This is a genomic window from Frankia sp. AiPa1 (assembly GCF_023243075.1).
GTDB lineage: Bacteria > Actinomycetota > Actinomycetes > Frankiales > Frankiaceae > Frankia.
The window spans coordinates 47,042-59,861 of sequence record NZ_JALKFZ020000163.1; the positions used below are offsets into that span (position 1 = coordinate 47,042).

Genomic DNA, 12,820 nt, shown 5'->3' on the forward strand with positions numbered 1-12,820 from the left:
TGCGGGCCTCCCCTGCGCGATGGTGGGACCGGTCACGGCTCGGGCCTTCGGCGGACACCGAGCACGAAGGCAAATCGGTCGGGAAAGCGGAACTCCGCCTGCGGATGAGCGGCCGCGATTTCCGCGAGGCCAGCGGCGATCTCGGCGTCGTCGAACATAGACAGCAACGACATGTACCGATTCCGGACCATGTCCAGATACCGGCTCCGCGGGATCCTCAGCTCGTACTCATGATAGGCGAGCTCCGCCGAGAGCCCGGCCGCCCGCATGGCGTCGGCAACATCAACGGGATCGGGCTGGAGCTGTTCGAACCGCTTCAGCGCGGCGGCGAACAGTGGATAGCAAATTCGGGTGGGGAGCATGACGACGAGCAGACGCCCGTTCGCATCAAGAAGCCCCGCGAGCCCGGCGATGGTGCGACGGCGATCGGCGACGGAGACGTGATGAAGGGCCTCCTTTATAAGGATTGCATCCAGCAGCCCAGATCCCGCACCCCCCCCCCGTCACGAATTTGACGTCTGTTGCTTTTTCGGGCATTTCGGAGCCAGCCAGTTCCTCGGCTGACGCACGCAAAGGGAGCAGTCCCGGGTCGGCGGGAAGCTGCGCGAGCATGGCCGCCGACGGGTCGACGCACAGAATTGGCGTTTCCGGTCTGACGATCTCACGCACTCGCCTGGTGTACAGTCCGGTGCCGCAGCCGATGTCCGCGATCCGGTCGGCCGCGGTCAGTGCGAGCGCACCGCTGATCTCCCTGGCCATCCAGTCGACGAAACCACTGCCGTAATCCCAGTTCTGGTCATACCCGCCGGCCAACCGCTCGTAATGTGCCCGCGTTTCGTCCCGCGTCCACCCCGCCGTGCCGCGGTCGTGGCCGGCGAGCTGCCCCGCCTCGCCTTGGGCGGCAGGGGCGCTGTGGTCACAGGACGCGTCGTGCGCTCCGCCTGCCTGCTCGCCCATGCTCCACCACCTCCGCACCACCTCCGCCCGCCTACCCAGACGGATAGTAGCCGATCGACTCCCACATGAGACTACAACGGTCACCGTCGCTGATTCCGGTGCGCCGCCCGAGGTAGTAGTGCGGGTGCGGGTGCGGGCCGACCGGACTTCGAGGCGGGACGGAGGCCAGACCGGACCCCGCAGGCACCGGACCGACGTCAGCTGACGATCTCGCTGGTCTGCATCTTCGGGGTGATGGTGCTGTAGTTCGGCAGGTCGTCGAGGAGCGGTTTGAGGTTCGTGCTCGCCAGGACGGCCCGCATCGCCTCGACCGACTCGAACGTCACGGACGCGGTGGCCTCCTCGGGGCCATCGATGCCGCGGGTGATCTCGATGTCGGAGCGGTTGAGCGCGGCGGCGAACGCCGGGATGTGCTTGTCGCGGTAGTAGTCGTGGTCGAACGTCGCGCCTTCGGTCTTCGGGTAGGTGATGGTCCACCGGATCACTGCGACCTCCTGCAGCTCGAGGCGCGCGGCATGTGTCGCACGTCTCGTCCAGTCTGTCCATCCTGGCCTGACTGCTCAACAAATACCTGATCAGCAACGCCCGGAGAGCTCGGCACTGTGCCGGTGTAGGTCAGCGGACCCGCGGCCGGGCAGCCGCGGCCGACCCTTCGGCCAGCCATCAGTCGCCATGTGGCATGGGTCATAGATCGGCCGGGATGGAATGCCGGCCGGCCTCGGAGGCACTGACCAGGAGGAGCTGACCATGTACAACCCGGACCACGATCCACGCATCCAGGGAGCAGGACCATGGAACTCGGCGTGCACGGAGTGAACATCTCGGTCGCGGCCACGGGGGCGGACACCGCGCGCCTCGCCCGGCGGGCCGAACAGCTCGGCTACGGATCCTGGTGGACGGGCGACCACGTGGTGATGCCGGCGTCGGCACCGCAGGACGGGCCGAACGGGCCGGCCGATCCCATCGTCGACTCGCTCGTTCATCTGTCGTACGTGGCGGCGGTGACCGAACGGCTCAGGCTGGGAACCGGCATCCTGATCCTGCCGCAGCGCAATCCGCTGGTGCTGGCCAAGCAGGCGGCGAGTCTCGACGCGCTCAGCGGCGGGCGGCTACTGCTCGGCGTCGGCCCCGGCTGGCAGGCGGCCGAGATGCGCGCGGTCGGCGTGGACCCGACCCAACGGGGAGCGCGCACCGACGAGTACCTGGACGCGATGACCTCACTGTGGACGGACGAAGCACCCGAGTTCCACGGTAGGTACGTCGACTTCGCCGATGTGATCGCCGCACCGCGTCCGGTGACACCCGGCGGGCCACCGATCATCATCGGCGGGCAGAGCCCGGCGGCGCTTCGCCGGGCGGTCGGACGTGGCCACGGCTGGTTCTTCGCGGGCACGGTCGACGGCCTGGTGGAGGGCCTGCGCGGGCTGGAGAAGGCGGCGGGCGAGGTCGACCGCCCGGCACGCCTCGGCCGACTGGAGATCACCTTCATGAACGCCAATCCGGCCGACATCAGCGCCGACACGGCCCGGCAGGTGGCCGACCTCGGCGTGGACCGGTTCCTCGTCTTCGCCACCCCAAGCCGCACGGCCGACGCGGCCGAGAGGTTCCTCGAGCGCCACGCCGACCTCCCCCGCTGACCGTCCCGCCCCACATAGACGCGAGCGCAGGCGATACCAGGGATCATGACGTTCTCATGTGGCTCTCGTCACTGTAGGCGCTGATATGCCCCCACCGATGTGATAGCCACGCAACGGTACGCAATATGCGCGTCACGCATTCGGCGGATGCGGTCAAGTCGACGAAGGGGCCGTGACAGGGTGAGGCGTCCAATCCGACGCATCCTCGCGATCATCTGCGCGCTGGCCGCACTGGCGTCCAGCGCGGTGCTCGCCGCCTGCGGCAACGGCCTCGAGTCGCGAGTGCGGGACACCGCGGCAACCTCGTCGGCCGCCCCTTGGCCGCCTACCTCGGCTGGCGGCGTCGGGGGCGGCAGCGTTGGGGGCGGCAGCGGGAGGCGGGCCGCAGCCCCCGTCCGAGACTTCGACCCACCGTCCCATTTCAACCCGACCGGCGCGGTGCCACTGCCGAGTGTGGCCGGGTCGGTCAGCGGCCTCGGCGACCCAACCGGAGAGCTTCCACTCGCCCTCGCGGGCAGCACGGCCTATGTCGCCACCCCCGACTACCTGGCCGCGATCGATACCCGCACCGGCCGACTGTCCGAGACACTGGCGTCACCGACGGCCGGTAAGCCGATCAGTCACTCCGACGACGAACGGGGCGAGCCGCCGCTGGTGGCCACCGCGGACGGCCACACCCGGGTCTACGCCGCATTCGCCGTGGAGGTACCGGGCAGCGGCACAACACCGGGCCACCGGAGTCTCGAGGTCGTCGGGGCCGACACGGCGGCCAGGGAGCCGGTATGGCATGCAGTGGTACCGGTGGAAGCCTGGGCGGACAAGTCGTACAGAAGGCTCACAGCCGCACCCGTCTGGACCGACGGCCACACCCTGATCACTCGCCTGCTCGACAAAGACAGTCTTTCCAACGAAGGCGAAAGCACGACCTATGCCTTTGACCTGGCCAGCGGAAAGGTCGCATGGAAGCAGGTTGGTTTCGCTGCGCAGGTCGTCGCCAGTTCGGTGGTGATCGGCATCGAATACGATCACGACAAGTACCGGACCGTGGTGGTGGGGCGCTCCGTCGAGGACGGATCCACCCGGTGGACACAGCCTCAGGAAACCTATGTGACCGTCGCACTGTATCCGGCCGGCCCACATTTTGTGCACGCCATCCTGGACAACGCCGGCCAGGACGACTCAATGAAGATCATCGATGTTGCCACCGGCGCGACCAAGGAAACCTTGGTGGGAGCATTCAATGGGGTCGCCTGCGCATACGATGGGCGATCTGTCACCGTCTGCTTCAAACGGGATCCTGGCAACACCTGGACGGGTGCGTACGACGCGACGTCGGGTTCGTACCTGTGGTCCCTGCCCGACGAAGACGCCAATCGGGTCGCGCCGACCGTCACCACCGCCTGGCACGGTGCCGTGTACGGAAAGACCGAGAACGGCCCGGTCATCCTCGACGCGCGGACCGGAAAAGACCGCGCCGCCGCGGCGGGAGCCGCGCCCTACCTGGTCGACGCCCAGGCCGGGATCGCGGTGGACCCGCAGTCCGGATCTCTCACGGCCGTTCCCGCCGACCGGTGAGTGACCACCAGCCCTCGGTGGCCCGCCAGCAGCGTCGACCCACCCTCAAGGACCGGGCCTGCGCACTGCGATGCTCGGTCACGCCTCGATGACGCCGCCGACCTGACGCAGGTGGTCGCGGAACGTGTAGGTCGGGTCGTTGCCCGGCTCCGGACGGCGGTGCGGCGCCGCCGTCCGGAGCGACCGAGACGACGGGCCAGTCGGGGGCTGTGGTCGCTTTGGTAGGGCAAAACGGACACGAAACCGGTCAGTAGAACCACGGCGGTCCGATTGATTCCGCGTAACACCCCACGAGGGGGAAACAGCATCAGATGGCGGTGGGTAACCAGGACCCGGTCATGAGCTGGCGGTGGTCACCAGGCCCTGGTCATGGTCCGCGCCGCGCTTCGGCCCTTGTGGCGTGGCGTGACGGCGTGGCGTGACGGCGCACTGGCTCAGCCGCTGTCCCAGCCGGAGGTGAGGACCGACTCGGTGTGTTCGCCCAGGTGCGGCGCGGCACGGGAAATGCGCCACGGGGTGCGGCCGAACCGGTAGGGGGCGCCGGGGTGCAGCTCGGTGCGCCCGGAACGCGGATCGGGGACCTCGGTGGCGAAGCCGCGGGCGACCAGGTGCGGGTCGCGGATCGCCGCCTCCGGCGACGCCACGAATCCGGCGACGAGCGCCCGACGCTGGGCGCCCAGGAAGAACTCGTAGGCGGGCAGATGGCTGGCGAGGAGCATCATCGCATCGCGGGCGGAGTTCCAGATCGGCATCGCGAGCGGATCGGTCGCGAGCTCGACCATCGAGACCCCGCCCCGTTCCACGCCGAGCTCGAGCAGCACCACGTCCGCGAACTCGTCGCGCAGCCCGACCGTGTCGATCCACTCGACGAGGGCCGCGTAGTGCTCGGCCGCGCGGGGCGGGAAGCCGAGCACGACATGATGCCCGTCGGCCGCCTGGACCTGCGTCTGGCTGGTCAGGTTCACCATCGCGTGCCGGCCCGTCTGGCGCGCGACGATGCCGCCGTCGGCGAGGTACTGGGTGGTGGCCATCTCGCAGCTGACGTTGAGCGCCGCATCCACGCTGACGTCGACATGCTGGCCCCGGCCGGACCGGTTGCGGTGCAGCAGCGCGGTCAGCGCCGCCGCGACCGCGAACGATCCGGCGACATGCGCGGCCTGGCCGCCCGCCCCGCGCACCGGCGGCAGGCTGTGATCGTCATAGCCGCAGGCCTGCACCGGCCCGCCGCCGGCGAGCAGCGTCAGGTCGGTGGTGGGCCGCGCCGAGCTCGAGGCCCGTCGGCCGTAGGGCGTCACCGTCACCCAGACCAGCGTCGGGTACGTCTCGGCGACGGTGGCCGGGTCGAGGCCGAGCGCCTCGGTGCCGGCCGCGGGCAGGCTCTCCAGCAGCACGTCACAGTCGGCGAGCAGCCGGGCGAACCGGGCGCGGTCGGCACCGTCCGTCAGGTCGAGGACGATCCCGCGCTTGGATGTGTTGTAGTGCCGCCAGCCGAGGCCGTCCGCACCGTTCGGGGCAGCCGTGCCATCCGGTGCAGCCCTGCCAGCCGGGGTGGCGGCCGCACCCTCCGGACGAGCCGGGCCGGGCGGCGTGGTGCCGACGAACGGGGGACGCCGACGGGCGGCGGCTCCCTCGGGGGGTTCGACGACGACGACGTTCGCGCCGATGTCGGCCAGCGCCTTGCCCGGGTAGGCGGAGAACTCCCCGGCCAGCTCCAGGACCCGCAGCCCGTGCAGCGGCCCGCGCGATCCGGGCTCGGGGGCGCTCACAGCACACCCGCTTCGGCGAGTTCGGCGAGTTCGGAGTCCTTGACGCCGAGCAGCTCCCCGAACACGAACTGGTTGTGCTCGCCGAGGCAGGGCGCCCCGCGGCGCAGCGACCAGTCGGTCTCGGACAGATGCACGGGCAGGCCCTCCACTCGGGCGGCGCCGATCTGGGAGTGGATCACCGTAGGCCACAGGCCCCAGTCGGGGGTGGCGGGGTGCGGCCCGTCGATCCGCTGCGCCGCAGTGCGTACCGGGCTCGCCGGGATGGCGGCGTCGACGAGTCGGGCGGCGAGCTCCTCGGCGTCGAAACCGGCGGTCCAGGCACCGATCAGGTCGTCGAGCGCGTCCTGGCCGGCGAGGCGGGCCGCCACGGTCGCCAGGGCGCCGTCGGCCGCCCAGGGCTCGCCGATCCGCGCGGCGAGTCGGCGCCAGTCCTCGTCATCCCGGCAGGCCAGTGCGATCCAGCGGTCCTCGCCGCGGGCCGGGTAGATCCCGTGTGGCGCCATCCCCGGGTCACGGTTGGCATGCACGGTGCCCGGCTCGCGCGGCATGAGGCCGGCCAGGTGCCGTTCCAGGATGTCGGTGCCGGTCAGGCCGAGGCCGACCTCGACGGCGGAGACGTCCACCGCCTGGCCCTCGCCGGTGGCGTCCCGGTGCCAGAGCGCGGCGAGCACGGCGATCGCCGCCGCGTAGGCGCCCATGTGGTCCATGTAGGAGTAGCCCCAGCCGGCCGGGGGCTGGCCGGGCAGCGCGCTGGTGAACGTCAGGCCGGACACCGCCTGCACGATCGGTCCCCAGGTCCGATAGTCCCGATACGGGCCGCTGGCGCCGAAGCCGCTGTTCGAGACGTAGATGATCGACGGGTTGAGCTCGCGCAGCCGTTCGTAGGGAAAGCCCATGCGGGTGAACACCCCGCCGGCGAAGTTCTCGGTCACCACGTCCGAGACGGCGATCAGCCGTTCCAGCAGCTCCCGGCCGCGCTCGGTGCGCAGGTTCAGGGTGACACCGAGTTTCTCGGTGTTGTGGTTGTTGAACGCGCCGCCGAACTCGATGCCGCGTCGCTCGTCGACGTACGGCGGAGCGCCGCGGACGATGTCCCAGCCGCCCTTGTTCGTCGGATCCTCGACCCGGATGACCTGGGCGCCGAAGGCGGCGAGCAGCCGAGTGGCGCCGGCGCCGGCGAGCTGGCCGGACAGGTCGCACACCCGGATGTGGCGTAAGGCGTCGGAGCGGGCCTCGAGGTCGGGCGGGCAGCCCGCCCACCGGTCGGCGGGCGCGCCGAGTTCCTCCCAGGGCGATCCGCTCACGTACGGCGACTCGTCCACGTGCTGCCTCCCGACGTCCGTAGCGATGCCCGCGGACCACGGGTGTACCAAGCGCCGGACAGGTCGGTCCACCTGTGGTCGCCGCGGGGCCGCCTGTCGCCGCGGGGCGGGACCTCCCACCGAGGTCCGGATGGCGGCCCGGCGGGGTGCCCCGGGTGGCCGCTCGGACCTGCGACCACCCGGACACGATGACGGGTGTCAGACCTCGGCGTGACGCTCCGCGTACAGGCGTGCCCACTCCTTGCGGGAACGGATCGCGGTGTCGACGTCGGTGGCGGTCGCCCGCAGCGCGCCGACGGTCGCCCGCTCACGCGGCAGCTCGGCGAACGGGTCCCAGTTGAAGAACCGACAGGCGTTCTCCCAGGTAATCTTGTTGATCTCCTCGTCGGTGGCGCCTGCGCCGTTGAGCTCGTTGAGCACGAACTCCGGCGCCTCCGGCCAGATCGAGTCCGAGTGCGGATAGTCGCACTCCCACGCGATGTTGTCGATCCCGATCTCGTTGCGCACCCGCAGCGAGATCGGGTCGGTGACATAGCAGGCCAGCGAGTGCTCGCGGAACACCTCGCTGGGCAGCTTGTCGCCGAAGTCGCGGCGCAGCCACCGCTGGTTGGTGTAGTGCCGGTCGCTGCGGTCCAGGTAGAACGGGATCCAGCCGATCCCGCCCTCGGAGAACGCCACCTTCAGATCCGGGTAGTTGCGAAACGCCGGCCCCCACAGCAGATCCTGCGCGCACAGGACGGAGATCTGCGTGGCCAGGATGATCATGTTGTCGATCGGGCTGTCCGGGGCGAGCTTGAGCGCACCGAAGCCCGCACCGATGTGCAGGCACATCACCACGCCGGTGTCCGAGAACGCCTTGAACACCGGAGCCCAGAAGTCCAGGTTGTGATAGCTCGGCAGCCCCTCCAGATGCGGCAGCTCCGGCATCGTCACCGCCCGGGCGCCCTTCTTGGCCACCCGGTGGATCTCGTCCACCATCAGCTGCGGCTCCCACGTCGGCACCAGCGCCAACGGGATGAACCGGCCCGGGTAGGTCGCCGCCCACTCGTCGATGTGCCAGTTGTTGTACGCCTCGACCATGCGCACGGTGACGTCGGACTTGTAGTGGTTCAGATGACCCGCGCTGAACCCGGCGAACGTCGGGAAGCACATCGACGCCACGATCCCGTTACGGTCCATGTCCCGCACCCGGTCATGGATGTCGTACACACCCGGGCGCATCTCGGCGAACTTCGCCGGCTCGAGGCCCCAGTCCTCCGGCGGCCAGGACACCACCGCGTTCAGACCGGTCACTCCGGTGACCCGACCCTGGTAGATCCACTGGTCGACGCCCTGCTCGTTGCGCACCACCTTCGGCGCCTGATCGGCCAGCGCGGCCGGAACATGGTTGCGGAACATGTCCGGCGGTTCCACCACATGATCGTCGATACTTACCAGCACCATGTCGTTGATGTCCATCTCAGTCCCCTCTCGTGCCGTGACCGGCATACCCACCCATTAGGTTGTACGCTGTCGAGCCATGACCGTCTCCGCATCATCGGCCAGAAGAGATGCCGAAACGGCCATCCCGATCCGCTCGGACGCATCCCGGGCGGCCCATCACGGCCTGGTCGGCCACGCCCCCACCGAGAACGCCCCACCCGGCCCTGCCACGGCCGGCCACTTCCAGATGGACAAGGGCACGATCGACCTGCGCCGGGGCGGGCGCGGGCTCGGCGGCGCGTACGTCTACGACGGTCCGCCGCTGGTCACCGGCTGGCACCGCCACGACCTGCACCAGATCGAGTACGCGGTCAGCGGGGTGATCGAGGTCGAGACCGCCGCCGCCCACTACTTGCTGCCCCCACAGCAGGCCGCGTGGATCCCGGCCGGCCTGCAGCACTCGGCGACGATGAACTCCTCGGTGCGCTCGGTGGCGGTGCTGTTCGACCCGGCCCTCATCGCCCGGCCCGGCGACCGGGCGCGCATCATCGCGGTGCCGCCGCTCATCCGAGAAATGATGATCTACGCGCAGCGCTGGCCGATCACCCACGCCCGGCCCGACCCCGTGGTCGACGGCTTCTTCCGCACGTTGGGGCATCTGGTCGACGAGGCCCTCGACCAGGAGGCGCCGCTCGACCTGCCCACCCCGGCCGACCCCCTGCTGGCCGCGGCGGCCGCCCACACCCGCCGGAACCTCGCCTCGGCCACCGCCATGCAGGTGAGCCGGGCCGTCGGCGTCTCCGAACGCACGCTGCGCCGCCAGTTCCAGGCCGAGCTCCACATGTCCTGGCGGGACTACCTGACCCGGGCCCGGCTGCTGCGCGCGATGGCACTGCTCGCCGGGCCCGGGCCGTCGGTCCTGGAGGTGTCCACCGCGGTCGGCTTCGACAGTGCGAGCTCCTTCGCCCGGGCCTTCACCCGCCACTGCGGCGAGAGCCCGTCGGACTACCGGCGCCGGGTGACCACCCGCTTCTGATCATCCGCCCCGACCGCCCGCCCCGACCCAGCCGAATCCGGACGATCAGGACCAGCCGACGCGGTGTGGACGTCGGATGGGCGGAGTGGGTTGCCTGGGCGCCAGGGCGCGATGAGTCTGGTCCACCTCGGCGTGTGTACCGCTCCGCCGCCTGCGATCGGTCTGTGATACCCCAGCTCGTCGGCAGCGGAACGACACCGCACCCGCCCGTCGCTGACTCGCCGCCAGTTCGAGGACACCCACCCGGGCGAACTCCTCGCCGGGATCCGCGCCCACGACCTCGGGCTCGCCCGTCCGAACCCGCCCGACTCTAGCTGAGGGCGTCGGCGACGGCGTCGGCGAGCGTGGTGGTCGGTCGGCCGATCAGGGTGCGTAGGTCGTCGGTGACGTCGGCGAGCGCACCTTCGGCGATCTTGAGGTCGGCGTCGACGAGGAGGTCGACCATGTACGGAGGCAGCCCGACGTCGGCGAGCACCGCGGCGTACTGCTCGGCGGGCAGGTCGGTGTAGGCGACGGGGGTGCCCGAGTGCGCTGCGGCGGTCGCGGCCAGCTCCGCCATGGTCCACGCGGAGTCGCCGGTGAGTTCGTAGACCTTGCCTTCGTGGCCCGCCTCGGTCAGCACCACTGCGGCTGCCGCGGCGAAGTCGGCTCGGGAGGCGGCGGCGAGGCGCCCGTTCCCGGCGGCCCCGACGATGCCGCCGCGCTCGACGGCGCCGGCGAGGGTCGCCGTGTAGTTCTCGAAGTACCAGTTGTTGCGGAGCAGGGTGTAGGGCAGGCCGGAGGCGACGATCGCTGCCTCAGTGTCGCGGTGCACGTCCGCAAGCTCGATCGGGTTCTTGTCCGCGTCCGCGATCGAGGTGTAGGCGATCGACCCGACGCCGGCTGTCGCGGCGGCCTCGACCACGGACCGGTGGCTGGTGACGCGTTCGGAGTTGGGTCCCGTGGCCGAGACGAACAGCAGCCTTTCTGCGCCGGCGAATGCGGCCGCCAGGTTGGCGGGCTCGGTGTAGTCACCGGCGCGCACGTCGATGCCGAGCTCGGCGAGGCCGGCGGCCTTGGCAGGGGTGCGGACGACGACGGCGAGCTCGGCCGCCGGCACACCGCGACGCAGCAGCTCGTCGACGACGAGACGGCCGAGGTGCCCGGTGGCTCCGGTAACGACGATCATGTTGTCGATCCTCTCGATTCGGTAAGTGCTGCACGCAACGATGGCACTTTCGATTCGAAAGCGCAAACCACGTGGGGGTGCGCTCGATGAGTTAGCATCAGCTATGACCGCAGGGAGCGGAGCAGACACCGCCGCCGTCACGGCGTTCGAGGCCCTGACGATTCCGGACGGCGCCGCGGTGGCGCCGTCCGACGACGAGCACCCGGCCAGCACCCGCGAGTTCGCGGCGCTGGCGTTCGACGTCTTCGACCCGAACTGTCCGTCCCGGACGATCCTCGACCACGTGACCGGACGGTGGGGCGTGCTCGTGCTGGGCGGGCTCGGCCGACGTCCGACGCGGTTCAATGCGCTGCGCCGACGGGTCGCCGGGGTCAGCGAGAAGATGCTGGCCCAGACGTTGCACGCGCTCGAGCGTGACGGGTTCGTGACCAGAGAAGTTCGGTCGACGATCCCGCCGAAGGTCGAGTACGCGCTTACCGACCTCGGCGAACAGGTCGCCGTCCTGCTGCACCACCTCGTCGCGCTGATCGAGGACCGAGGGGCCGACGTGCTCACCGCCCGGCGGCGCTACGACGCCGAGCACCCCGACCGTTGACGGTCTCCACTGCTCGGGGGCCGGTTCCGTCTACAGGAACATCGGCAACACCGTGCCGCACGTCACGATCTGGGTCGCTGCCGGCGTCAGAAGGCGACCATCGACAGCGAGCGCGTCCTCGCCTGAGCGGGCTCGAGATGTGATTTCCAGCGGAAGACAGGCATCGCGGCCCAGGCCGGGTAGCGCGGCGATCAGGTATCAGTCCTTGTCCTCGGGGGCGAACTGGACGAGGGCGGCGACCGAGGGGATGAGGTAGTAGGCGCCGCTGTGTGGCGTGGAGAAATGGGTGAGTTGGTCGCGCAGGCCGTCGTCGGTGGCGCCGGCCATCCGCCGCAGCATGATGTCCAGGATCCGCCGCTCACGGGAGAAGCCGACGAACAGGGTGCCGTGTTCGGTGGCGGTGCCGTACGCGGTGTTCCGACGGAAGATCTTCAGCTCCTCACCGTCCTCCTCGACCACGGTCCGCGAGACGTGCGAGGTCGCCGGCATGACGTCCTCGTCAAGCTCCACGCTGTCGGCCCGGGTGCGGCCGATGACGCGTTCCTGCTCCTCGACCGACAGAGCCCGGAAGGCATCGGAGTCGTGCTTCCAGCGCTGGAACAGCAGGACGCTGGCGCCAACGCCCGGCCCGTCGGGGACCAGCGCGACGTCAGGGGCCACCAGCAGCGACGGGTTCTCGGTGCCGTCGATGAATCCGGTCAGGTCACGGTCGTGTTCGTACACCCATCCGGTGACCTCGCTCGCGACGGTGGCGAGCCCGATGAGGGCGGCGATGACGTCCCGGCTGTTGTTGAACACGGAGGTCCGGTCGCCGCCGGCGATCCACGCCCAGGCGTCGTGCTGCGTGGCGGGCATCTGGAAGCCGTCGGCTCCGACGATCGGCTCGGTGAAGCCCTGGACGCCGGGCGGCGCGTCCGCCGGCGCGACCTGCGCCCACAGCTCCGGGCGGAAGCCCACGACAAGGTTGACCCCACCCCCGGTCGACAGCGGGCCGGCAAGGCCCGCGACCGCCTTGACCAGCTGGGCGGGCGAGACACCCTCGCACAGCGAGAACTCCAGGTAGCAGTGCTCCGGAGCGCCGAGACCAAAGATCCCCGGTTGTGTCACGCGAACCGTCCTCCAGACCGTCTCGACCGCATCGCGCCCTGGGCGCGTGCCCGACAGTACCCGACCTGGCTCACGCTGATCATTCCAGCGAGATCGCGGCTCTGTGACGTGGGGTGCGGCTTCCGCGGACCGAGCGCGCGAACCGCGCACGGCGAGCAGTCAGGGCTTGCGGGCGATGCCTCCGTACATGTGCACATGGGCGTCCTCTGTGGCCGCGGCCACCTCGTCGGGATGC

12 protein-coding genes are annotated in these 12,820 nt (G+C 70.2%); 4 read left to right on the plus strand and 8 right to left on the minus strand.

Features of this window, described 5'->3' with window-relative positions:
• Window positions 1–32: 32 nt before the first annotated feature.
• The 3 genes from MXD95_RS19020 to MXD95_RS19030 all read right to left on the minus strand — a co-directional run bounded on the left by MXD95_RS19020 (window position 33) and on the right by MXD95_RS19030 (window position 1,442).
• A complete protein-coding gene (locus MXD95_RS19020) occupies window positions 33–362 on the minus strand; it encodes a hypothetical protein (protein WP_250642017.1) in 330 nt (109 codons plus the stop codon).
• Window positions 363–387: 25 nt separating this feature from the next.
• Complete coding sequence (locus MXD95_RS19025) at window positions 388–957, minus strand: class I SAM-dependent methyltransferase (RefSeq protein ID WP_250642018.1); 570 nt, start codon at window positions 955–957, stop codon at window positions 388–390.
• A gap of 197 nt (window positions 958–1,154) precedes the next feature.
• The gene (locus tag MXD95_RS19030) at window positions 1,155–1,442 is read right to left on the minus strand and encodes an EthD family reductase (protein WP_250642019.1); all 288 of its coding nucleotides are present in this window, start codon (window positions 1,440–1,442) and stop codon (window positions 1,155–1,157) included.
• A 306-nt stretch (window positions 1,443–1,748) separates the two neighbouring features.
• On the opposite strand from MXD95_RS19030, the gene MXD95_RS19035 reads away from it, so the two are divergent.
• Window positions 1,749–2,594 (plus strand): TIGR03619 family F420-dependent LLM class oxidoreductase, encoded by an 846-nt coding sequence (locus MXD95_RS19035; protein WP_250642020.1) that lies wholly within the window; start codon window positions 1,749–1,751, stop codon window positions 2,592–2,594.
• Window positions 2,595–3,248: 654 nt separating this feature from the next.
• Complete coding sequence (locus MXD95_RS19040; RefSeq protein WP_250642021.1) at window positions 3,249–4,169, plus strand: hypothetical protein; 921 nt, start codon at window positions 3,249–3,251, stop codon at window positions 4,167–4,169.
• 434 nt (window positions 4,170–4,603) lie between these two features.
• On the opposite strand, the gene MXD95_RS19045 is transcribed toward MXD95_RS19040, so the two are convergent.
• The 3 genes from MXD95_RS19045 to MXD95_RS19055 all read right to left on the minus strand — a co-directional run bounded on the left by MXD95_RS19045 (window position 4,604) and on the right by MXD95_RS19055 (window position 8,715).
• Window positions 4,604–5,935: a CoA transferase gene (locus MXD95_RS19045; protein WP_250642022.1), complete on the minus strand. Its 1,332-nt coding sequence runs from the start codon at window positions 5,933–5,935 to the stop codon at window positions 4,604–4,606.
• Window positions 5,932–7,239, minus strand: coding sequence for a CaiB/BaiF CoA transferase family protein (locus MXD95_RS19050; protein ID WP_250642023.1), 1,308 nt, complete (start codon window positions 7,237–7,239; stop codon window positions 5,932–5,934). The genes MXD95_RS19045 and MXD95_RS19050 overlap by 4 nt, the downstream gene beginning before the upstream one ends.
• Window positions 7,240–7,455: 216 nt before the next feature.
• The gene (locus tag MXD95_RS19055; RefSeq protein ID WP_250642024.1) at window positions 7,456–8,715 is read right to left on the minus strand and encodes an amidohydrolase family protein; all 1,260 of its coding nucleotides are present in this window, start codon (window positions 8,713–8,715) and stop codon (window positions 7,456–7,458) included.
• Window positions 8,716–8,776: 61 nt separating this feature from the next.
• Between MXD95_RS19055 and MXD95_RS19060 the strand changes: the two genes are divergently transcribed.
• Complete coding sequence (locus MXD95_RS19060; protein WP_374122076.1) at window positions 8,777–9,715, plus strand: AraC family transcriptional regulator; 939 nt, start codon at window positions 8,777–8,779, stop codon at window positions 9,713–9,715.
• A gap of 310 nt (window positions 9,716–10,025) precedes the next feature.
• Here MXD95_RS19060 and MXD95_RS19065 read toward each other — a convergent pair whose 3' ends face one another.
• Window positions 10,026–10,883, minus strand: coding sequence for an NAD(P)H-binding protein (locus MXD95_RS19065; RefSeq protein WP_250642025.1), 858 nt, complete (start codon window positions 10,881–10,883; stop codon window positions 10,026–10,028).
• A gap of 103 nt (window positions 10,884–10,986) precedes the next feature.
• Here MXD95_RS19065 and MXD95_RS19070 point away from each other — a divergent pair, with 103 nt between their 5' ends.
• Window positions 10,987–11,478, plus strand: a complete 492-nt coding sequence (locus MXD95_RS19070; RefSeq protein ID WP_250642026.1) for a winged helix-turn-helix transcriptional regulator — start codon at window positions 10,987–10,989, stop codon at window positions 11,476–11,478.
• 198 nt (window positions 11,479–11,676) lie between these two features.
• Here MXD95_RS19070 and MXD95_RS19075 read toward each other — a convergent pair whose 3' ends face one another.
• On the minus strand, window positions 11,677–12,585 hold the full coding sequence (locus tag MXD95_RS19075; RefSeq protein WP_250642027.1) for a Dyp-type peroxidase: 909 nt from the start codon (window positions 12,583–12,585) through the stop codon (window positions 11,677–11,679).
• Window positions 12,586–12,820: the final 235 nt, after the last annotated feature.

Bases quoted from the DNA above. Each gene is read 5' to 3' on its own strand.
- MXD95_RS19020 (WP_250642017.1), bottom strand. From the start codon at position 362: ATGCTCCCCACCCGAATTTGCTATCCACTGTTCGCCGCCGCGCTGAAG.
- MXD95_RS19025 (WP_250642018.1), bottom strand. From the start codon at position 957: ATGGGCGAGCAGGCAGGCGGAGCGCACGACGCGTCCTGTGACCACAGC.
- MXD95_RS19035 (WP_250642020.1), top strand. From the start codon at position 1,749: ATGGAACTCGGCGTGCACGGAGTGAACATCTCGGTCGCGGCCACGGGG.
- MXD95_RS19055 (WP_250642024.1), bottom strand. From the start codon at position 8,715: ATGGACATCAACGACATGGTGCTGGTAAGTATCGACGATCATGTGGTG.
- MXD95_RS19060 (WP_374122076.1), top strand. From the start codon at position 8,777: ATGACCGTCTCCGCATCATCGGCCAGAAGAGATGCCGAAACGGCCATC.
- MXD95_RS19065 (WP_250642025.1), bottom strand. From the start codon at position 10,883: ATGATCGTCGTTACCGGAGCCACCGGGCACCTCGGCCGTCTCGTCGTC.
- MXD95_RS19070 (WP_250642026.1), top strand. From the start codon at position 10,987: ATGACCGCAGGGAGCGGAGCAGACACCGCCGCCGTCACGGCGTTCGAG.